The 21821-nt window shown below is 67.0% G+C and carries 18 protein-coding genes; 4 read left to right on the forward strand and 14 right to left on the reverse strand.

Annotated features, from left to right (window positions below; all coding sequences use genetic code 11):
* Position 1 precedes the first annotated feature (1 nt).
* From H162_RS0111055 to H162_RS0111115, 13 genes are all read right to left on the reverse strand, one after another.
* Positions 2-2977 carry an ExeM/NucH family extracellular endonuclease gene (locus tag H162_RS0111055; protein ID WP_026354513.1) on the reverse strand — a complete coding sequence of 992 codons (2976 nt, stop codon included), beginning with the start codon at positions 2975-2977 and terminating at the stop codon, positions 2-4.
* A 147-nt stretch (positions 2978-3124) separates the two neighbouring features.
* A complete protein-coding gene (locus H162_RS0111060) occupies positions 3125-4156 on the reverse strand; it encodes a TIGR03790 family protein (protein ID WP_020653532.1) in 1032 nt (343 codons plus the stop codon).
* 73 nt (positions 4157-4229) lie between these two features.
* The gene (locus H162_RS0111065; RefSeq protein WP_020653533.1) at positions 4230-4937 is read right to left on the reverse strand and encodes a PEP_CTERM-anchored TLD domain-containing protein; all 708 of its coding nucleotides are present in this window, start codon (positions 4935-4937) and stop codon (positions 4230-4232) included.
* Positions 4938-5066: 129 nt separating this feature from the next.
* Positions 5067-6485, reverse strand: coding sequence for a mannose-1-phosphate guanylyltransferase/mannose-6-phosphate isomerase (locus H162_RS0111070; protein ID WP_020653534.1), 1419 nt, complete (start codon positions 6483-6485; stop codon positions 5067-5069).
* The gene (locus H162_RS0111075; RefSeq protein ID WP_026354514.1) at positions 6482-7654 is read right to left on the reverse strand and encodes a nucleotidyltransferase family protein; all 1173 of its coding nucleotides are present in this window, start codon (positions 7652-7654) and stop codon (positions 6482-6484) included. Before H162_RS0111075 ends, H162_RS0111070 begins: the two co-directional genes overlap by 4 nt.
* A 16-nt stretch (positions 7655-7670) precedes the next feature.
* Positions 7671-8669, reverse strand: a complete 999-nt coding sequence (gene galE, locus H162_RS0111080; protein WP_026354515.1) for a UDP-glucose 4-epimerase GalE — start codon at positions 8667-8669, stop codon at positions 7671-7673.
* Between the two features lie 330 nt (positions 8670-8999).
* A complete protein-coding gene (locus H162_RS0111085) occupies positions 9000-9746 on the reverse strand; it encodes a WecB/TagA/CpsF family glycosyltransferase (RefSeq protein WP_026354516.1) in 747 nt (248 codons plus the stop codon).
* Positions 9743-10849: a non-hydrolyzing UDP-N-acetylglucosamine 2-epimerase gene (gene wecB / locus H162_RS0111090; protein ID WP_020653538.1), complete on the reverse strand. Its 1107-nt coding sequence runs from the start codon at positions 10847-10849 to the stop codon at positions 9743-9745. Before wecB ends, H162_RS0111085 begins: the two co-directional genes overlap by 4 nt.
* A gap of 14 nt (positions 10850-10863) precedes the next feature.
* Positions 10864-12834 (reverse strand): heparinase II/III family protein, encoded by a 1971-nt coding sequence (locus H162_RS0111095; protein WP_026354517.1) that lies wholly within the window; start codon positions 12832-12834, stop codon positions 10864-10866.
* Positions 12831-13904, reverse strand: a complete 1074-nt coding sequence (locus tag H162_RS0111100; protein ID WP_156885561.1) for a glycosyltransferase family 4 protein — start codon at positions 13902-13904, stop codon at positions 12831-12833. The genes H162_RS0111095 and H162_RS0111100 overlap by 4 nt, the downstream gene beginning before the upstream one ends.
* A gap of 112 nt (positions 13905-14016) precedes the next feature.
* Entirely contained in the window at positions 14017-15300 is a 1284-nt protein-coding gene (locus H162_RS0111105) for a phenylacetate--CoA ligase family protein (protein WP_020653541.1), read from the reverse strand.
* Positions 15301-15306: 6 nt separating this feature from the next.
* A complete protein-coding gene (locus tag H162_RS0111110) occupies positions 15307-16533 on the reverse strand; it encodes a glycosyltransferase (RefSeq protein ID WP_020653542.1) in 1227 nt (408 codons plus the stop codon).
* Positions 16534-16664: 131 nt separating this feature from the next.
* Positions 16665-17615, reverse strand: a complete 951-nt coding sequence (locus tag H162_RS0111115; RefSeq protein ID WP_020653543.1) for an AraC family transcriptional regulator — start codon at positions 17613-17615, stop codon at positions 16665-16667.
* A 98-nt stretch (positions 17616-17713) separates the two neighbouring features.
* Between H162_RS0111115 and H162_RS0111120 the strand changes: the two genes are divergently transcribed.
* The 4 genes from H162_RS0111120 to H162_RS0111135 all read left to right on the forward strand — a co-directional run bounded on the left by H162_RS0111120 (position 17714) and on the right by H162_RS0111135 (position 20885).
* The gene (locus H162_RS0111120) at positions 17714-18457 is read left to right on the forward strand and encodes an SDR family oxidoreductase (protein WP_020653544.1); all 744 of its coding nucleotides are present in this window, start codon (positions 17714-17716) and stop codon (positions 18455-18457) included.
* A 114-nt stretch (positions 18458-18571) separates the two neighbouring features.
* Positions 18572-19936, forward strand: coding sequence for a serine hydrolase domain-containing protein (locus H162_RS0111125; RefSeq protein ID WP_229452021.1), 1365 nt, complete (start codon positions 18572-18574; stop codon positions 19934-19936).
* A 38-nt stretch (positions 19937-19974) separates the two neighbouring features.
* On the forward strand, positions 19975-20424 hold the full coding sequence (locus tag H162_RS30625) for a GNAT family N-acetyltransferase (RefSeq protein WP_020653546.1): 450 nt from the start codon (positions 19975-19977) through the stop codon (positions 20422-20424).
* A gap of 74 nt (positions 20425-20498) precedes the next feature.
* Positions 20499-20885: a VOC family protein gene (locus tag H162_RS0111135; protein ID WP_020653547.1), complete on the forward strand. Its 387-nt coding sequence runs from the start codon at positions 20499-20501 to the stop codon at positions 20883-20885.
* A gap of 85 nt (positions 20886-20970) precedes the next feature.
* Here the strand turns inward: H162_RS0111135 and H162_RS0111140 are convergent, their stop codons facing one another.
* Positions 20971-21366 (reverse strand): YkvA family protein, encoded by a 396-nt coding sequence (locus tag H162_RS0111140; protein ID WP_020653548.1) that lies wholly within the window; start codon positions 21364-21366, stop codon positions 20971-20973.
* Positions 21367-21821 lie beyond the last annotated feature (455 nt).

Here is a 21821-nt window from a genome sequence, read left to right on the forward strand (position 1 = left end):
CTTAGAACGTGCCGGACATCAGCTTCGGCGTGTAGACGATGCTGGTTTTCGACGGATTGCTGAACGTGGTGGAGACGGTCACCGAGGCGCCGGCCGCGATCGCGGCCTGCGGCAGGGTGAGGTAAGGCGCCCCGCCCTGCTCGCCGCTGCGGTTGTCCAGGCTGACGCCGCCCGGCAGGCCCTGCAGGACGAGGTGCAGCGGGCCGCTGAGCGGCTTGCCGCTGGTGTTGGCGATGGTGACGCTGCCCGTGTATTTGCCGGTGAGGCGGTTGATGCTGAAGCCGCCCACGGTCAGCTTGACCGAGCCGGTGGCATCGAGGAAGGTCGGCGTCAGGTTCAGGCTGATCACGACCGGGTCATGGTCGGAGGCGCGGTAGGCATTGGTCACGAACGGATCCGTCGGGGTGTCGCCCAGGTTGTAGTCGATGGTTTCCGGCTCGTCGGCGTTGTTGTGCCATTCGGCCGCGCCCGCCACCTGCGGATGCAGCGAGCTGCTGGCCAGCGCGTGGTCGAGGTAGCCGGACTGGCCGTCGAAGACGTAGGAGTACGGCATGCCGTGCGGGCGCACGTAGCGCTCGATCTGGTTGACGAAGCCGGCGCCGGTCAGGTAATTGATCGGGTTCTCGAAGGCGTAGGCATTCAGGTCGCCGATCACCAGCACGTCGGGGTCGCCCGCCGCCGCCGTCACCTGCGGCACGAAGTACGTCGCCAGGCGCTTCGCCTGGTTGGTGCGGGCCAGGTCCCAGCAGCCCTGGCCGTTGCCCGGATCGGTGTCGCCGGCGCCGGCGCCGCCGCAGCTGGCTTTCGACTTCAGGTGGTTGACGATCACCGAGAACCTGGCGCCGTTGTTCGCCTTGAAGGTCTGGGCCATCGGCGGACGGTTGTTGACCGCGTCGCCGTCGGACAGCGCGCCGCCCACCAGTTTCACGGCCGCCGGCTTGTAGATCATGGCCACGCGGATCGCGTCGGTACCGGTGGCGGCCGGCTTCGGCACGACCGCATAGGCCGGGGCGCCGATCGCCTTGTTGAGCTGCTCGACCAGGTAGCCGGCGGCGATGTCGTCGTTGTTCTGGATTTCCATCAGGCCGACCACGTCCGCGTCCAGCGCCTTGAGCGAGGCCACGATCTTGTCGCGCTGGCGGATGAATTCCTCGGTGTTGTCGGCGCCGCGGCATTCGGCGGCGCTGGTGCGGTTGCCGATGGTGCAGCCCTGGCCGCTGCGGCCCCAGGCGTCGCGGCCGTCGGTGAAGGTGGTGAAGAAGTTCAGCACGTTGGCGCTGGCGACCTTGACGTTGCCCGCGGCAAGCGGCGGCGGCGCGCTGCGCTCGTTGGTGCGCGAGAACACCGGGGTCTCGGTCGGCTGCAGCTTGAAGGCCGCGCCGCCGCCGCCGATCGCGCCGAAGTCGAGCACGCCGGTCAGGTCGCTGACGGTGTCGCCGGCGCGCACGGTGCCGTCCGCCGCCAGGAAGGGAATGGTCGGCGGCGTGGTGAAGATGCCGTCGTCCAGCACCACTTCGTTGGCGGCGTTCTGCTGCGCGAGCGCGGCCGCTTCCGGCGAGCCGGCCGGGTAGCGGTTGGTCGGGTTCTCGCGGCGGCCGTAGGCCAGGGTCAGTTCGCCGCGTTCGCCCAGGTACTTGTTCTGGTTCACGGTCAGCGGCGTGGTGAAGCGCACCAGCATGCCTTCGTAGCGGGCCAGGTCGTCCGGCAGGCCGATGTTGGTCGGCGCGATGCGGTGGCCGCCGCTGATTTTGCTCACCGAGGTGACGTCCTTCAGTTCGGTATAAGTGCGGGTCGCGCCGCTCGGGCGGTACTCGTCCACGGTGCCGACCACCCGCACCCGGTCCCCCACCACGGCGTCCGTCGCAGCGCCGAACACGAAGATCGCGTCCGAGGTCGTCACATCGCCGTCGCCGTCCGGGTCCTGGATGAAGAAGCCGCTGCCCACCTTGGCGGTGATCACGCCTTCGGTCGCCATGACCGCGCCGTGATAGGCGCTGGCCGGGTTCGGCCCCTGGATCCGGGGAATCGTCAGCGCGCCGGCCACGCTCACGTTCACCGTGCAGCTCGCGACCTGGCCATCGTTGTTGCCGAACTCGATCCTGACCGGATACTTGCCGGCCGCCAGTCCGGCGCCGACCTCCAGGCTGGCCTCGGCCCTGCCGCCCACCGCAGCGGCGCCGATGAAGTTCGACAGTCCGATGCCCGGCACGCCGCCGGCGACGATCGTGGCCTTGTCGACGATGCTGTCACCGTCGATAGCCGACATGTCGGCCCGGCCCGCACTGCCCTGCTCGGTCTGGATGCCGGCCGGGCAGGAAGCGACGATCGGCAGCACCACCGGGCCGCCGCAGCTGTTCGGCGGGGACGCGGCGCGGCGCGGACCGGCCACCGGGCCGGCGCTGAAGTCGAGCGCATTGTTGTCGGTGTCGACGCAGCCCAGGCCGGCGCGATGGATGGCGTTGGTGTTCGAAGGCGCCGGCGCCACCGCGGTCTCGAAGCGGTTCGCGGTGCCGAAACCGACCATGTCGATCACCGCCTCGCCTTCCGCCGTCGTCATCGAGGTCGCGATGCCGGCCAGCGCGACTTTGCCGGTCGTGGCCGACAGGTTCAGGGTGCCGGTCTGGTCCGCCGCGCCGACCTCGCTGCCATTGGCGCCGCCGGCGCCCGTCACCAGGAAATACTGGCCCGGCTGCAGGGTCACCGCCGGCAGCGCGGTGCTGTTCCAGCTGGTGCCGGTCGCGGACTGGTACTGCACGCTCTTCCCGCCCAGGCTGACCGGCGCGCCGCTGCGGTTGAACAGTTCGATGAAGTCGCGGTTCCAGGCCGCTCCGGCGTTGCCACCGGCGCCGTAGACCTGGCTGATGACGACGGGACCGGGCGCCGCACAGGCGGACGCGGCAAGGCCGGCCAACAGGGTGGCCAGGGAGGTGGCCAATAAGCTGCGACGCGGGAATGGCGTGGATGCGAGAGAGGTCATGGGGTTCCTGTTGTTATCGCGCGTAGAAAGTTTTGCCAGAATCGTTAGCAAAATGCATAGTAAATGCGCAAATTGACAACATGATGACCACCGATTGATCCGTTCGGATCAATCGTGCGCGAAAAACGCAGGAAAGTTTGAGCTGGATCAGCGTCGGCTGCGATAAGGCGCGGCCAGCGGCTCGCCGATGAACAAGCCCTGGGCGGGCCAGGCCACGCTCTTCCAGTAGGCTTCGATGGCGGTGTCGCCGCCGAGGTAATGGCGCAGCAGGACGGCCGGATTCGGGAATTTCTGCCAGTGGTTGCAGGGCTCGCTGACCGTGCCGTAGCTGGCGGTGGCGCCCGCTTCCAGCCAGCGCAGGCTGCTCATCTGGGAAGTGCCGAGCAGGTCGCCGCCCATCGAGGTCAGGTGGTCGGCCAGCGCTCCCGGCACGAAGGCGAGCGTGTCCAGCTTGGCGACCTGGGCCATGCCGGTCTGGTAGATCATGACATCCCTGGCGCCTTCCAGCACGTCGGCCTTCATCACCCTGGTGGTCAGGCGGCGCGCCTTGATGCGGCCCGCCGGCGGGAAGAAGGCGGTGCGCGTGTTGCGCGCCGTTTCCGAGGTGCTGAGGTAATAGGCGGTGGCCGGCACGGTGCGGAAACCGGCGGCGGCGCCGCGGTCGACCAGGGCCTTGGCCTGTTCCACCGACTCGGTCGGCAGCAGCATCGACAGGCGCATGCCGTGCTCGTCGAACGGCGCCGTCGATTTGGCATTGAAATAAGGGCTCGGCCGGCCGGCGGCGCAGGTCCTGGCGCACTGGCCGGCGTCGAAGCCGAGGCTGTAGGCGGCCGTGATCGCATTGCAGTCGACCGCATAGGGCGCGGTCCAGACCATCAGCACCGCCTGCACCCCGGGACCGAGCTGGCCGTCGATCTCTTCCTTGAGTTCGCGGAAGCGCGCCAGGTTGAGGCGCTGGGGCTTGCCGGGTATGCGCACATGCACCACGTTGGCGGCCGGGATATTGCGCCGCTTGCGGTAGTACTCGCCCACCGCCACGCTGTTCGGATCCTCGTCGTTGATGACGATCGCCAGTTGCTCGGGACGCAGCGCGGCCGCGGCATCGGAGGAGTGGAAAACGCCGGCGATGCAGAGGAACGCCAGGAACGACAGGATGCGGGCACGGAGGTTCAGGGTCATGGATCGGTCTGGTTCATGAAAACGGGAGCGCAAGGCTCCCGTCCATCATGCCACAGCCGGGTCGAGCGCCCCGTTACGCCTGGCGGCGCCGGCGCCAGCCCACCCAGCCCAGCACGCCCAGGCCCGCCGCCAGCATCCCGGCCGCGCCCGGCTCGGGAATCAGCGCGATCGAGTAGATCTCGAGCGCGTCGAGGTGCATGAACTGGCCTTGTTGACTGCCGTCGATGATGCTGAAGCCCACATTCTCGGGGTTGCCGTAGGTAAGTTGCCAGGATATCGCCGTATCCATCCGGTCGTTCACGTACAGGTCCGGGCCGGCGCCGAAGACGGGGCCGTGGTCGGACGCGTTATAGGTCTGGCGCGCGCCCTGGCTCGGCAGGATATAGCTGGTCGGCACCTGGTGGTAGACCGCCGGATCGGTGTAGTTGAAGATGAAGGCCGTGCGCTGCCAGTCGCGCTCGCTGACGTTCCAGTCGCCGATCGAGGTCCAGCTGCGTGGGTTGTAACCGCCGACCAGCCAGCTTCCGCCTTCATTGTCGCTGACGCGCATCAAGGTGAAGGTGCTGCCCTGGTGATCGGCCGCGGCGTGGAAGTCGAGCGAATCGTCGCCCGCCTGCCGCGTGTAGACGTTTTCCAGAAATAGCGGTCCAGCCCCGAGCCAGCGTTCGAGCTGGCCGTACAGGGTCAAGTCCAGCAGGGGCGTGCCCTGCGCCTGTGCCGGCGGCGCCCAGCCTGCCAGGGCGGCCGCCATGGCGCCCGCCGCAATGATCGTCTTCATCATGCATCCCTCGCTCGGTTCAGGGGACGATCATTGTATGCCTTGCCCGCCGCGCGCCACGCACGCTTGAAGCAGCCGGGCGAACGGCCGCGCAGCCGCCGCTGGGCTGCGCACCCCTTCCCCGCGCCGTTTTCAGGAGCGCTTGTAGATATCCTCGAAGCGGACGATGTCGTCCTCGCCGAGGTAGCTGCCCGACTGCACTTCGATGATGTGCAGCGGCAGCTTGCCCGGGTTTTCCAGGCGGTGGTTCATGCCGATCGGAATGTAGGTCGACTCGTTTTCCGACAGCAGGCTGACCTTGTCGCCGCAGGTCACGCGCGCGGTGCCCGAGACCACGACCCAGTGCTCGGCGCGGTGGTGGTGCATCTGCAGCGAGAGTTTCTCGCCCGGCTTGACCGTGATGCGCTTGACCTGGAAGCGGTCGCCCGCATCGATGCCTTCGTAGTGGCCCCACGGACGGTAGACCCGGGTGTGGTGCAGGTGTTCGGTGCGCGCCTTCGACTTCAGGTGTTCGACCACCTGCTTGACGCGCTGCACCTGGTTCTTGTGGGTGACCAGCACCGCGTCCTGGGTCTCGACCACGACCAGGTCCTCGACGCCGACCACGGCCACGATGCGGCTTTCGGCGCGCACCAGCGAATTCCTGACGCCGTCCAGGTAGACGTCGCCGCGCCGGGCATTGCCTTCGCCATCCTTGGGCTGGACTTCCCACAGCGCCGACCAGGAACCGACGTCGTTCCAGCCGATGTCGGCCGGCACCACGGCCGCGTCACGGGTGTGTTCCATCACCGCATAGTCGATCGAATCCGACGGGCAGGCCGAGAACGCGGCCTCGTCCAGGCGGCAAAAATCGAGGTCGCGGTAGGCCGCCTTCATCGCTTCCTGGGCGGAAGCGGCGATCGCCGGCGCATGCTGTTCCAGCTCGGCCAGGAAACGCTCGGCCTGGAACATGAACATGCCGCTGTTCCAGTAGTAGCCGCCCTCGGCCAGGAAGCCCTCGGCGGTCGCCAGGTCGGGTTTCTCGACGAAGCGCGCCACCTTGTAGCAATCGCCGCAGTTGGCCACCTGCTCGCCGCGGCGGATGTAGCCGTAGCCGGTCTCCGGGGTCTTCGGCACGATGCCGAAGGTCGCCAGCGCGCCCTGGGAAACCAGGGTGGTGGCGCGTTCGACCGCTTCGCGGAAGGCCGCGCCGTTCTCGATCACGTGGTCGGCCGGCAGCACCAGCATCAGCGCTTCCGGGTCGATCGCCTTCAGGTACTGGGCGGCGGCCGCCACCGCCGGCGCGGTGTTGCGGCCGACCGGCTCGAGCAGGATGCCGAGCGGCGTGATGCCGACTTCGCGCAGCTGCTCGGCCACCATGAAGCGGTGATCGTTGCCGCACACCACCAGCGGCGCCATCAACCCCGGCCAGCCGGCCACGCGCAGCGCAGTTTCCTGCAGCATGGTCTTGTCGGCCACCAGCGGCAGCAACTGCTTCGGCAGCACCGCGCGCGACAGCGGCCAGAGACGGGTGCCGGCGCCGCCGGAGAGGATGACTGGATAGATTTTCATGCGCTTGCTTTCTCTTTCTCGAACTCGTAGTTATTTTGACTGGCGATTTCCTTGCGCCGGGAACGGCGCCGGTCGCGTGCGTTGAGCCACTCTTCGGACGTGTACTCCGAGGCATGCTTCATTTCGCCCTTGCGGTCGACACTGTACTCTTTAAAAACTATCATTTCATGCAATGTTACATCGTGCAACACCCGCGTGTACTCGAACAGCACGCTGCGTACGATTTCCACACCTTCGCAGATATGGCTGCCGTGGCCGATCCAGGTCGGACCGACAATGCGGGCGCCGGCTTCGACTTTCACGCCGGAACCGATGTAGACCGGTCCTTCGATGATCGTGCCTTCCCAGTCGATGCTGGTGTTCAGGCCGACCCAGACGCCGGGCTGGATCTGGATGCCGGGCACGTCCATGTGGTTGACCTCGCCGGTCAGCACGGTCTGCAGCACTTCCCAGTAGTCGCTCATTGTACCGATGTCGAGCCAGTTGAACGGGCGGCCCTGGGCGTAGAACGGCAGGCCGCGCTCGGCCAGCAGCGGGAACAGTTCGGAACCGATGTCGAACGGCTTGCCCGACGGGATCAGGTCGATCACTTCCGGCTCGAAGATATAGATGCCGGTCGAAATGAAGTTCGATTTCGCCACGTCCTGCTCCGGCTTTTCCTGGAATTCGATGATCCGGCCCTGGGCGTCGGTCACCACCACGCCATATGAGGAAACTTTATCCCACGGCACTTCCTTGGTGATGACCGTGCACATCGCCCCCTTGCGGCGGTGCTCCATCAGCGCCGCCTTGAGGTCGAGGTCGATCAGCGCGTCGCCGCACAGCACGATCGTGGTGTCGTCGAAGAAGCCGCCGAATTCCTGGATCTTCTTCATGCCGCCGGCCGAACCGATCGGCTCGGGAACGACTTCGCCGTCGTCCTTGGTATAGCCCTCGAAGGAGTAGCCGATCTGGACGCCGAACTGCTCGCCCTCGCCGAAATATTCTTCGATCTTGTCATGCAGCCAACTGACGTTGACCATGATTTCGGTCACGCCGTGTTTCTTGAGGTGTTCCACCAGGTAAGCCATCACCGGCTTGCCCAGCAGGGGAATCATCGGTTTCGGCAGGTCGTAGGTCAGCGGGCGTACCCGGGTGCCCTTGCCTGCGGCGAGAATCATGGCTTTCATGCGAGCGTCCTTTAGCTTATCTGGCTGTGGTTTGGTAGCGCCACACGTCGGCGCACATCTGGGCGACATCGCGCTCGGCGACCCAGCCCAGCTCGTCCCTGGCTTTGGCCGGGTCGGCGTAGCACTTGGCCACGTCGCCCGGGCGGCGGTCGACGATCTGGTACGGGATCTTGCGGCCGCTGGCCGCCTCGAAGGCGCGCACCATTTCCAGCACGCTGTTGCCGTGGCCAGTACCGAGGTTGTAGGTGACGAGGCCCGGCCCCCTGGCCAGGCGGTCCAGGGTCTTGACGTGGCCGATCGCCAGGTCGACCACGTGGATGTAGTCGCGCAGCCCGGTGCCATCCGGGGTGTCGTAGTCGCCGCCGAAGACCGACAGCTTCTCGCGCTGGCCGTTGGCGACCTGGGCGATGTAGGGAACGAGGTTGTTCGGGATGCCGCTCGGCTCTTCGCCGATCAGGCCGCTGGCATGGGCGCCGACCGGGTTGAAGTAGCGCAGCAGCGCGATGCGCCAGCCGGCTTCCGCCTTCGACAGGTCGCGCAGGATGTCCTCGATCATCAGCTTGCTGCGGCCGTAGGGGTTGGTGGCCGACAAGGGGAAGTCTTCGCGGATCGGCACCGAGGCCGGGTCGCCGTACACGGTGGCCGAGGACGAGAACACCAGCGATGTCACGCCGAACTTGGCCATCGTCTCGAACAGGATGACGCTGCCGTTGACGTTGTTGTCGTAGTAGCGCAGCGGCTGCGCCACCGATTCGCCGACCGCCTTCAGGCCGGCGAAGTGGATCACCGCGTCGACCTTGTGGGCCGCGAACGCGGCTTCCATCGCGGCGCGGTCGCGGATGTCGGCTTCGACCAGCTCGAAGGGTTTGCCGGTGATCTTCTGCACCCGATCCCGTACCGACGCGTGGGCGTTGGACAGGTTATCGACCACGACCACGTCGTAGCCGGCGTTCTGCAGTTCGACGACGGTATGCGAACCGATATAGCCCATTCCGCCAGTAACCAGAATTTTCATGTCTTTCGCTCTCTGTATTTTCGAAAAATGGATAGATCCGCCGGCGTGGGACGCGCTGGCGTCGCCACGTTGGCGTTGTACGTCGGGCCTCTCGCCACGACGTGGGAATGCGCAGGGTGGACGGGGCCGCCGAGGCGGCTCTGCTGTCCACGCGTCGATCGCCATCGGCGCCGATACCGGGTTCGATGATCTCGCTTGCAACCATCACCGCGTGGGCGGTCAAGCCGCCCACCCCACAACTGGCCCATGCCGGAGCAGGCGGCGATGCCGCACCGGTCCGGTTCATGCTGTTCTCGTCAGGCGGCTTCTGCGGCCGCTCTCATCCCTGTCTTATCTGTTGCCCCTGGCGGCTTCCTTGATGAGCAGCCAGATGAATGCCATGTCGTCGATAAAATAGCGGCGGAACATGCGACGCGGTTCCTGGAGGAACCGGTAAAACCATTCGAGTCCGGATTTCTGCATCCAGACCGGGGCGCGCTTGACCTTGCCGATGGCAACGTCGAAGGTGCCGCCCACCCCCATCGCGAAGGGGATCTTCATCTCGGCCTGGTACTTGCCGAGAAATTGTTCTTTCTTGGGCGAGGAAATCGCCACGAACAGCAGGTCGGCCCGGCTGTCGCGGATCTGGCGCGCCACCTCGGCTTCCTCGTGTTCGCCATTCCAGTAGCCGTTGCGGTAGCCGGCCAGCGCCAGGCGCGGGTACTTGCGCTGGTAGGTCTCGGCCACCTTGCCGACCACTTCCTCGCGTGCGCCGAGCAGGAACACGCGCCAGCCCTTCTCGCCGGCGCGGCGCATCAGCGCCTCGAACAGGTCGACGCCGGCCACCCTTTCCTTCAGCGGCCGGCCGAGCAGGCGCGAGGCCCACACCACCGGCATGCCGTCCACGTTGACGAGCGCGCATTCGTTGATGATGCGGCGCAGCTCGGGATCGCGACTGGCTTTCACCAGCTTGTCGACATTCACCACCACGTGCTGGTGGGGTCGTCCAGACTGGATGAAGCCGTCGATTTTTCCCAGGGTCTCTTCCATCGACAAGTTGTCGATCTGGCAGCCCATCAACGTGATACGTTCATTCATGCAAGTTCCCTTGACAAGATGGCGACAATGCGCTCGGCCGCCTTCCCGTCCCACAGGTGGGGACGACGGCCCTGCTTGCCTTCGCCGCGCAGCACCTTGCGGGCTTCGCGCACGATGGCGGCGGGATCGGTGCCGGCCAGGACATTCGAGCCCTCGTCGACCGTCACCGGGCGTTCGGTGTTCTCGCGGATCGTCACGCAGGGCACGCCCAGCGCGGTGGTTTCTTCCTGCAGGCCGCCGCTGTCGGTCAGCACCACGGCCGCGTCCTTCCACAGGTTGAGGAAGGCCATGTAGGCCTGGGGACCGGCCAGGGTCACGTTCGGGCCCAGGTCGATGCCGAATTTCTCGATGTTGGCGCGGGTGCGCGGGTGCACCGGGAAGATCAGCGGCAGCTCGCCCGCGATCTCCTTGAGGGCGCCGGCGATACGGGTGAAGGTTTCCGGATCGTCGACATTGCTCGGGCGGTGCAGGGTCACCACGCCGTAGCGCTGGCCCCTGGCCTGGCGCTCCTGCTTGTAGCCGCTGGTCTCGAAGCCGGCGCTGTCGGCGCGGCCCAGCTTGTCGGCCTGGTACAGCACGTTGTCGACCATCACGTGGCCGACATAGTGCACGGCGGAGTCAGGCTTGCCTTCGCGGCGCAGGTGCCCGACCGCCGACGGCTCGGTGACGAAGAACCAGTCCGAGATGCTGTCGGTGACGAGGCGGTTGATTTCTTCCGGCATGGCCATGTCGCCGCTGCGCAGGCCGGCCTCGACGTGGGCCACCGGGATATTGAGCTTCTTGGCCACGATCGAGCAGGCCAGGGTCGAGTTGACGTCGCCCACCACCAGCACCGCAGCCGGACGCTCGGCCGTGCACAGCTCCTCGAAGGCGACCATGATCTTGGCGGTCTGCTGCGCATGGCTGCCGCCGCCGGCCGCCATGAACACGTCCGGCTGCGGGATGCCGAGCTCTTCGAAGAAGACGTCGTTCATCTCGCGGTCGTAGTGCTGGCCCGTGTGGATGATCTTGAAGGACAGCGCCTGCTGCGCCTGGAGGGCGCGGACGATCGGCGCGATCTTCATGAAATTCGGACGGGCACCGGCAACGAGGTAAATCAGCATGGCACTTCCCTTAATTATTTGTCATTAAAAAACGTTATTGTAAACCTGCATTCGACCGGGACGGCGGACGATACGGTCGTGATGCGCAGAACTTCGCACGGCTGCTTCGATTCGTAGGTGCGCGAATACCAGCCCAGCGGCGGATTCTCGGCCCCGCGCACCAGTTCCAGGTGCAGGTTGGCGCCGGACGCCTGCATCTGCAGCACGAAGCGCTTGCCGCGCACCGACAGCCCCTGGCTGGACAGGCGCACGTCGAGCTCGGGCGCGAAATGCCAGAACAGTTCGACCTTGTGCGGCTTGCGCGCCGCCACTTCGTCGCGCACCACCAGGGTATTGGTGGCGCCGTCGAAGCGCACGCTGCGCACGTGGCGCACCGGGTCGGCCAGGCGCTGGTAGCCGTCGTGCGAGCCGCGGAAATCGAATTCGTGGGGCGAGCTGGGCATGCGCTCGATGCTGGCGCGCGCCTTGCGCAGCCACATGAAGCGCCCGCCCGAGACCGACTGGTCGAGGTCGTCGATGCGCACCGTGTTGTGGGCCGAGGTGCCGCGGAAATAGTCGCGCCACTTCTGCTCCTGCCAATAGGAAAAGGTACCGGGATCGACCAGGCATTCCTCGCCCGCCACCGACAGGCTCAGCGCGAGCGCGTCGGCATGGCCGTGGGCGGCGATGCCGAGGTAGCCGAGCGGGCCGCAGTCGAGCATGCCCTTGATCTCGCGCGACTCGCCGAAGTGGTTGCCGAACAGCAGGTAGCCGCCGTCCGGGAAGGCCCAGCCGGTGTCGGCTTCGTGCGGATCGCAGTCGGGCCGTCCGCCCGGCAGCGCGTGCAGCAGCCAGCTCACGCCCGGATGCTGGGCGGCCTGGCCGCCGAACACGGTGTCGCCCAGCGCCAGCAGCTGGGCGGCGCGGTCCAGGCCGGATGCGTCGAGGCGGAACACGCAGCCGTCGTCGGCGTCGCCGACCATCGGCACGTGGCCGCCGGCGTCGCGCACCGAGCGCAGGAAGCGCAGCGCGCGCTGCATCGATGCCCAGTAGCCGCGCGAGAACGGCTGGCGGCTGGCCTGGCCCAGCAGGCCGGCGACGAACAGGAATTCGGCCGAGAACATGTGGTAGGCAAAGGCTTGCTCGCGGTTCACGCCGTCGCGCGAATACTGGGCCACGGCCTCGTGCTCGAGCTCGCTACGCGCCTGCTGCTGCCACTCGCTCGACTCCTTCCAGCACGGCCAGGTGCTGGCGCCCACGTACAGCCCGGCCAGTTCGCCGATCAGGTGGTTGTTGGCGGAGGAATGGCGCGACAGGTGGCGCGCGATGGTGCGGCAATGGGCGTGGATGCTGTCGAGCCAGTCGGCGCGCAGCCTCTGCCCCGATTCGCCCGCGAACAGGCTGCCCGACTCACCGCCGACCAGCTGCCAGACCAGGCTCCAGTTGATCAGGCGGATCCCCAGTTCGAGCGAGCTGGTCCAGTTGGGACCGGTCAGCGGCGGGCACTGGTCGAGCCAGCTGCGCAGCTGCTGCGCGAGCGCGTGCAGCCAGCGCACCTCGCGCGTCAGGGCCCAGGCCTGGGCCAGGCGCACCAGGTGCAGGTGGCGGTTGAGTTCCCATACATGCTTGATGTCGCCGACCATGTCGCGGTTGGTGATCGACAGGTCGCCGGCGTAGACGGAGGGGCCGGTGACGCCGGTCTCGGGGTCGCGGTTCCAGACGGTGGGCACGCCGACATCGAAGCGGCGTTCGGCGAACAGCACGACATGGCCGGCGCAGATGCGTTCCGCGTCCAGCAGCAGGGCCTCGGCTTCGGGCGGGTCCAGGCGGGGCAGCCCCTTCACCGCCAGGGTCAGGGCGCGCGGTAGCGGGGGCGGCGCCTGCCGTCCTGTCATGCGCCTTCCCAGCTTGGTGGCTGCCGCCTGCCGTACCCGGTAACCCAGCTCCGCCACCGACATGCAGCGCAGCCGGTTGACCAGCCAGACCATGCGTACCGTTCCGTTCATCTCTCCCCCGCTAGTTGGTTATACAGCGCGGCCAGGCGGCCGCATACTACTTCTGCCGAGTAGTGTCGTTCGATGCTGGCGCGCGCAGCATGCGCCAGCCGGGCGCGCAGGGCGGCATCGCCCAGCACGCGTGTCAGGGCGGCCGCCAGGGCGGCCGGGTCGCGCGGCGGCACGAGCAGGCCGTCGGCGTTATCGCTGATCGTTTCGGGAATGCCGCCGACGGCGCTGACCACGACCGGGAGGCCGGCCGCCATCGCTTCCAGCATCGCCATCGGCACGCCTTCGGCATGCGAAGGCAGGCAGAAGACCCAGGCGCGGGCCAGCTGGGCGTCGCGGGTGCGCGCATCGACCCAGCCGAGCAGCTCGATACGCTCCAGGATGCCGAGCTCGGCCGCGCGGCGGCGCACGCCATCCAGGTCGCCGTCGCCGCCGAACACCAGGCGCAGCTCCGGAAAGCGCGGCGCCAGCAGCGCCCCCGCTTCGAGCAGTTCGGCGATGCCCTTGGCGGCCTCGAGCCGGCCGAGGAACAGGATGCGGCCCGGCTCACCCTCGCCTGCGGGCGGGGGCGGCAGCGGCACCGAGTTCGGCAGCACTTCGACCCTGGCGCGCGGCGCGAACTCGCGCACGAACTCGGCCCAGCCGCTCGAGAGCGCGATCACGACCGAGCTCGATTCCAGGGTGTGGCGGATCCAGCGCCGCAGCAGCGGGCCGGCTTCCTGCGTGGCGAACCGGCGGAAGCCGCCGCCGTGCAGGTGGAAGATGGTGTGCGAGCCGGCCAGGCGGGCCAGCAGCAGGACGAAGGACTTGCGCAGGAAACTCGCATGCGAGGCCGCATGCACGTGGACGATGGCGGGATGGTTCGGGAAGCAGGCCCGGGCGGCCTGCCAGAAGCCGCGCAGTGCGCCGCCCGCCTTGGCGAAACGGCTGCCGTCCACATGGGTGGCGACATAGCGCACCGCCTCGCGCTCGAACAGGCCGTCGTCGCGCAGCACGGATACCACCGCCGAGACCCCGCCCTTGCCGCCGAGCGAAGTGCCGACCATGAGTACCCGTGGCGCCGTGGACTTCATCCACGGCCTCCACTGGTCAAGTGTCTCCGATTCCTTTTCATAGCAGTAACGCTCTTATAAAAGGGACAATATTTCGATCATACATCATGCATTCCCTGATTGTGCGCATGTTTTATGCATCTAGTGCAATGAATTCGAACTTTCCGTTGGGTCCGCGTGGTATGGCCGCCACGCGCTGCACCGCCACCGGCACGCCGGGAACGCGCAACAGGAACTTCTCGGCCAGCGCGGCCTCGTCGGCCGGCCCGAAGCCGTCCGTCGTCACCACCCTGAGCGTGAAGCGCCCATTCCGGTGATACAGCACCTGCCCCTCGACCAGGTTGCGGTCATGGCCCTGGAAGATGCGGTCGAGGCGCGCGATGATGCGGCCGTCGGGCAGGGTGATGATCTTTTCCTGGCGTCCGACGATCGCCTTGACCGTCGGGAACACCCGGCCGCAGGGGCAAGGCTCGGGCGCGCCGGGAATCACGGTGTCGCCGGTGCGGTAGCGCGACAGCGGCATCGCCGGGTTGTTCAGGCTGGTGCCCACGAGTTCGCAGGCGCCCTCTTCCCGGGCCAGCAGTTCGACGGCCGCGTAATCGGTCAGCAGGTGGTAGTTGCCGTGCTCGCAGGTGCCGATCGCCGAGACCCGCTCGGCCTGGCCGTACCAGTCGAACACGGTGACCCCGAAGGCCCGGCTGACGGCGGCGCGCACATCGGGTTCCAGGGTTTCCGAGGAGGTCATCACCCCGCGCAGCGCCCGCCCCTGGTAGCTGCGGCCGGCGGCGTTGAGCCAGTTGGCGATGGCGGCGATCGAGGACGGATAGGCATGGATCACGACCGGGTCGAAGCGTTCCAGCGCCTCGACATAGGCGCCGATGGTGGCGCTCGACAGGTGGTAGGACGACATCATGAGCATGTTGCCGATCCAGTCGCGGCACCAGTAGCGGCCATCGCGCGGCTGCTCGTCGCAGACGATGTCGCCGCGGATCCAGGCGCGGCGCTGGCCGTGGCGGTAGCCGATCCAGCGCAGCTGGCGGTACACGAAACCCTCCTCGCGGATCACGGCGCCGAGCGTCTGCACCAGGGTCAGCGGCGAACCCGAGGTGCCGCTGGTCTTGATGGTATTCCGGATCAGCGAGCCCAGCTTGCGCGGGCGCACGAAGCGTTCCGGATGCTGCCTGAGCTCCTGCTTGGCCAGCAGCCGCGCGCCCGGACCGACATGCGAGAGCCGGGTGCCGTCCGGCGGCGCCGGGACGCGCAAGGCGCGGGCGCGGCGGGCGATATAGGCATTCAGGCTGGCCGATGAGCGCTCGTTGCGCGCAAGGACCGGATAGACCAGCACCCGCCCCCACAGGTTGCGCGCCAGCTCACGGGCCAGCGAGCGCAGCGAGAGTTTCAGGGAGTAGGTCCACATCGGCGATCACTTCTTGTACTTGTCATGCAGGATGTTTGTGTATGTTTCTGCAACAATTCGACCCAGAATAGCATAGGTGCGGTGGCTTTTTACGTACGCTGGGCCACGTTGCGCGAACTCTTCAGCCAGGCCGCGCTCATCCAGCAGGCGGCGCACGGCGGCGGCGAAGGGCGCGGCCTCCATCGGGGCGCACAGCCCTGCCCTGCTCTCGTCGATGACCAGGCGCTGGTCGGGAATGTCGTTGGCCACGCTGGGGATGCCAAGCGCCAGGTATTCGACCAGTTTGGTCGGCGAGGCCACGTCGAACAAGGTGCCGCGCGGAATCGGCGACAGCCCGACCTCGGCCCGCACCGCATAGCCGAGCGCGCTGCGCTGGGGCAGCCAGCCGGTCAGCAGCACGTGGCGCTCGAGGCCGCGGCGCGCGATCTCGGCGCGCATCCAGGCCATTTCATCCCTGGACGGGGCGTCGCCGGCGATCACCAGCAGCACCTCGGGCATGCTTGAACGCAACTCTTCGACGACATCGAGCAGGAAACCGGATTTGCGCGACTGCGCGATGCGGCCCAGGTAGATGATCACCCGGCGCCCGTCGAGGCGCGCATCCCGGGCCGGCTCGATGTGAGAGCGGTCGAACAGCTCGGCGTCCACGCCCATCGGCACCGCGGTCATGCGCTGGCGGTCGACACCCTGGGCCGCGAGCCAGGCGGCCATGGCGTCGCTCTGGACGAAGATGTGGCGCGCGCCGGGCAGCACCAGGCGGTAGATGACGAAGCGCGAGGCGGCGGCGCGGAGGGCGTGCGCCAGCCACTTCAGCCCCTTGCCGCGCCGCCCGATCTCGTCGCGCCGCACCTCGAAGCCTTCGACGATCGGGAAGGACATCCAGTAAACGAAGGGCACATCCAGGACGGCGGCGGCCATCCTGCCGACCAGGCCGGAAGCGATCTTGTCGCGCACCTGGATGCAGTCGGGACGCGCGCGGCGCCAGGCGCGCACCAGCCCCAGCAGGTCCCACAGCGGCGAGGCGATGCTGGCGAAGCGGCTCTTCAGGCTGCCGACGGGGTACATGCCGCCGGCCTGCCAGGGGGCCTGGGCGTCGCTGCCGGACTGGCCGACCAGCGAGGTGGCGACGCCATAGCGCGGCATTTCCACGCCAAACAGGGTGAGTACGTCGGCGCGGATCGGCGGCAAGGGATCGCGGATGATGAAGGCGATGGATAAGGGCTTGCGGTGCATGGAACCTCGTATCGAAGGGTCAAGCCAGCCGATTCTAGCCCAGCGCCCGGCGCGCACAATTCGGCAATTGGCGCCATGTGTGCGGTGCAGCACACTCGGCCGTAAAAAGCTGGGGAGCACTATCCCCAGGCTTATTTGCCCGGCACTTCGATGTTTCCGAATACGGCCCGGTGGCCCTCGTCGCCGCTTCCTGCGCGCGCGTAGCGGCCGGGGGGCAGGCCCACATGCCGGCTGAACGCGGTGCTGAAGGCGCTCGCCGAGTTGTAGCCGACCCGTTCGGCGATGTCGCCGAGCGCGCTGTCCTGGCGGCGCAGCAGGCCCTTCGCGATCGCCATCCGCCAGGCCAGCAGGTATTCCATCGGCGCCAGGCCGACGGCGCGGGTGAAGCGCTCGAAAAACGCCGAGCGCGACAGCGCAGCCTCCTTCGCCAGCTGGGTGATGGTCCAGGCCCGCGCGGGGTCGCCGTGCATCGCGCGCAGCGCGAGCGCCAGGCGCGCGTCGGCCAGTCCGCGCAGCAGCCCCGGCGGCGCGCCGGCGCCGGAGGTCGTGCGCAGCGCTTCGATCAGCAGCACCTCCACCAGCCGCGCGAGCATGAGCTCGCGGCCCGCCTTGCGCGCGCGCGCTTCCTCGTCCACCAGCCCCACGAGCAGCGCCAGCCGCGCCGCATTGCGCACGCAGACCAGTTGCGGCAGCAAGGACACCAGCAGGGAGGCGTCGGGAGAACCGAACACGAAGTACCCGCCCAGCAGGCGCACCTCGGGAGGCCCCTCCTGGCCGCCATGGCGGACCTCGTCCGCCGGTTCGGGCGCCGATGCCGGATCGATGTCGATGGGGATCCCCGGCTCGAGGCTGCTCAGGGTGAAGCCGGGCGTGGTCGGCAGGAGGACGAAGTCGCCCGTCCCGAGGACCAGGGGCGCCTCGCCCTCGACCTCCAGCCGGCAGCTGCCCTCGAGGATGGTGCAAAAGCCCGGATGGCCGAAGGCGGCGTAGCGCACGCCCCAGCGGCCGGCCCCGCCGATGCCCTTCGACAGCACGGTGCGCGGCCGCAGCAGCGTGATGACTTCCGAAAGGGGATCGATCATGGCTGGACGATTGCAAACGAAATCCGGATTCTTGATTATAGATCGTCCTGCCGTCTGGCGCTATCGTGACGGGTATCGACACCACGAGGAAGCAAGCAATGAACACCGTACTGATTACCGGCTGCTCGTCCGGCTATGGCCTGGAAACCGCCCGCCACTTTCTTGCCCGGGGCTGGCAAGTGATCGCCACCATGCGCACGCCGCGCCACGATCTCCTTCCCCGTTCTGAGCGCCTGCGCGTGCTGGCGCTCGACGTGACCAGGCCGGAAAGCATCGCGGCCCTGCTCGAGGCCTGCGGTCCGGTCGACGTGCTCGTCAACAATGCCGGCATCGGGCTGCTGGGCGCCTTCGAGGCCACGCCGATGGCCCTGGTGCGCGAGGTATTCGACACGAATACCTTCGGCGTCATGGCGATGACGCAGGCGGTCCTGCCCCAGTTCCGCACCCGCAAGGCGGGCGTGATCGTGAACGTCACGTCGAGCGCGACCCTGGCGCCGATGCCGCTGGTCGCCGTGTACACGGCCAGCAAGACGGCGATCGAAGGATTCAGCGCCTCGCTCGCCTTCGAGCTCGCGTCCTTCGGCATCCGCGTCAAGCTGGTCGAACCGGGTTATGGACCGACCACGCGCTTCGCCAGCAATAGCGGAACGCGCATGGAGGGACGCATTCCCGAGGCCTATGCAGCCTACGCGCAGTCGGTCCTGGCCGCCTTCGCCGAACCGGCCGCGGTGACGCGCGAGCGCGACGTGGCCGAAGCCGTCTGGCGGGCCGCGACCGAGCCCACGACCCGGCTGCGCTTCCCGGCGGGCGCCGACGCGCTGGCGCTGGCGCAGGCGGCATGACGCGGGCAGCTCCCCGCGCCGGCCTGGCGCGCATGGACAGGCGAAAAAACCCGCCAGGAATTGCGGCAGCGCGTTTCCAGGATGGATAATCGTGCAAATTCATCCGTACATCCCATGAAACCATTGTCCGCCCTGCTCGCCCTGTCCATGCTGTCGACCCACCCGAGTGCCGCCCCCTTGCCCGAACAGCAGGCGGCGGCCCTCACGCGGCAACTGGAAGCCATCGTCAACGATCCCGCCATGCCGCTGCCCGGCCTGTCGGTGGTCGCGCTGCGCCACGGCGAGATCGTCTACAGCCGGCATCTGGGCAGCAAGCGGCTGGCGACGGCCAACGCGCCGGCCCAGCCGCTCGACGCCGACACCCTGTTCCGCGTCGCCTCGATCTCCAAGCTGGTCACCACCCTGGGCGCCATGAAGCTGGTCGAACAGGGACGGCTGGCGCTCGATGCCGATGTCAGCGACTATCTCGGCTACCGCCTGCGCAATCCGCACTTCCCCGCGCAGCCGATCAGCCTGCGCATGCTGCTGAGCCATACCTCCTCGCTGCGCGACGAAGGCGGCTTCAAGTGGGAGCCGCAGGTCAACCTGAAAGAGGTGCTGCTGCCCGGCGGGCGTTTCTACGGCCAGGGCAAGGCGTGGTCGAAGACGGCGCCGCCAGGGGCTTACTTCGACTACGCGAACTTCAACTCGGGGATCATCGCCACCATCATGGAGCGCGCCGGCGGCGAGCGCTTCGACCGCCTGATGCGGCGCCTGGTCTTCGATCCGATGGGACTGAAGGCGGGCTTCTACCTGCTTGACTTCGCACCGGCCAGCATCAAGGATGTCGCCACCCTGTACCGCAAGCGGGAAAAGGATGGCGACGAAGCCTGGGACCCGCAGGGCCCGTGGGTGGCGCAGTCGGACGATTTCGGCGTCCAGGCGCCGGCCGCGCCAAACGGCCTGGACGACTACGTCATCGGCACCAACGGCACGCTCTTCGGGCCGCAGGGCAGCCTGCGCATTTCCACGGGCGAGCTGGCCAGCATCATGCTGATGCTGATGAACGAGGGCCGCCACGGCAACCGGCAGATCCTCGAGCCGGAAACCATCGCCACGATGTTCAGCCGGCAGTGGACCCTGGACCGGAAGAACGGCAATGGCGACAGCGACAGCTTTCATGGCCTGTACCATGCCTGGGGACTCGGCAACCAGCACTTCCTCGACGCCAGCACGACCAGGAACGGCCGCGCCAGCGGCGACCGGCTGGTCGAGGGCGGCGGCTTCACGGGCGTCGGCCATCTCGGCTGGTCGTGGGGCTTGAACGCCCTGTTCGCCTTCGATCCCCGCACCAGGAATGGCATGATCTATGTGAGCAGCGGGGTCGGCGCCAATCCGGACCTGCAGCCGGGCCGGTTCTCGTCCGAAGCCCGGTTCCAGGAACGCATCACCGACGCGCTGTACCGGGGCGCGATCGTGGAAGGGACATCCCCCCGCTGAACCAGCCCGGTTCATTGCCTTGCCTGAGGATAGCGCGCATGAAAGACGAGTTTGCCATCGCAGTCGAATCCGACGTGAATCCCGAGGACATGGACTTCATCGTCGCCGGCCTGACCGACTACAACGCCTCGCGGGCGGACGGCGACACCCCGCGCTACCTGGTGGTGTCGGTGCGCGACAAGGAAAAGGACATCGTCGGCGGGCTGGTGGGCTCCACCTATCTCGGCTGGCTGCAGGTGCACGTGGTCTGGCTGCCGGACGCCTTGCGCGCACACGGGCTGGGAACGAGCCTGATGCGGGAAGCCGAGCAGGAAGCGCTGCGCCGCGGCTGCGCACGGGCGTTCCTGGAAACCTTCAGTTTCCAGGCCCTGCCCTTCTATGAAAAGCTGGGCTATGCCATCTTCAGCCGCCTGGAAGGTTTTCCTCCGGGCGGAGCGCGGTATGCGCTCACCAAGCAACTGGACCGGACCGGGCTTCCAGTTTGCTAAACTGAAACAACTATTTGATAATGCCGGCAGGCGTCGGCAAGCACGCGCGAACACTGTCCAGATCGGAGATGCACATGAAGCGGGTTACTGGTATCGGAGGCATCTTCTTCCACGCGAAGGACCCTGTGGCGCTGCGCGCCTGGTACAAGCGGCACCTGGGCATCGACGTGCAGGACTGGGGTGGCGCGGCATTCACCTGGACCGACGACGCCGGCCATCCGACTGGCGGGACGACCGTCTGGTCCATCGGAGCGGCCGACAACCAGCACTACGCCCCGGGCACCTCGTCCTTCATGGTGAACTACCGGGTCGACGACCTGGCCGCCCTGCTCCAGGCCTTGCGCGACGAAGGCTGCCGCGTACTGGAGAACACCGAGGATTCCGAGTACGGGAAGTTCGGCTGGGTCCTCGATGCAGAGGGAAACAAGGTCGAACTCTGGCAGCCGCCTCCCGGACAATAACGGGGCCGAGGCGCTTGAGATCGATGCAGGTCGATCTGCAAGGTCCATATGGCGCGGCATCTAGCCGCGCAAGCAAACACCTGGTTCAGAAGCAAGCCTGGAGCAGATACGTCCAGCCTGCCCACAAGGCCAGTATCCATACCGACGCGACCAGCAGTACGCCCCACCGGCTCCGTGGCTGGCGCCCTTCCCTCGCCATCCACTCGATCGCCTTGCCCCTGCATTCGTCAAGAACGGCAGACGGCATCAGCTTGATGGCTATCCAGATCAGGCAGGGCAACAACAGGGCCTCGTCAAGGTAACCCAGAATGGGAATAAAGTCCGGAATGAGGTCGACCGGGCTCAATGCGTAGGCAACGACAAGTACGCAAAGCAGCTTGACCATCACCGGGGTGTCGGCATGCCTGCAGCCGAACCAGAGGGTGACGGCATCACACTTCATCTTGCGCGCCCATGCCCGCATTCTCTCGGCCAAAGCCATGTGCTGTCGCGTTTCAGGGGTGGAATCGACACAATGGTATCCCAGCGACTCCAGCCAAAGCGCAAGCCACCTCGCCTCATGCCCTGTGACGCCTGTTCATCCACTGCAGCAGCCAGCGGGCCGGCGAGAGACAAGCAGGATCAGCCTCAACACCAAGCAATGACGCTCAAGCTAATTAGGGTCAGAGTCAATTTATCGAGCAATTGCGTTCGAGATAATTAGGGTCAGAGTCGAATTATCGTAAATAGTGAGAATGTTAATGAACAATTCGACTCTGACCCTAATGCCGTTAAGTTAGGGTTGGCGGTCGTCGGAGTCGGCGTTCTGGATAGCGTTGCGGTTTGGCTTTGGTGACCCGGTCGAACTTTCGGCCGGGTCGATACACATTCAGTTCGATAATCATCCTCTCGCGCATGCGTTTAAGTACACCTGGTAAGTTGCCCTGTGCATGCAAG

It is taken from the genome of Massilia niastensis DSM 21313 (genome assembly GCF_000382345.1).
GTDB classification, from domain to species: domain Bacteria; phylum Pseudomonadota; class Gammaproteobacteria; order Burkholderiales; family Burkholderiaceae_D; genus Telluria; species Telluria niastensis.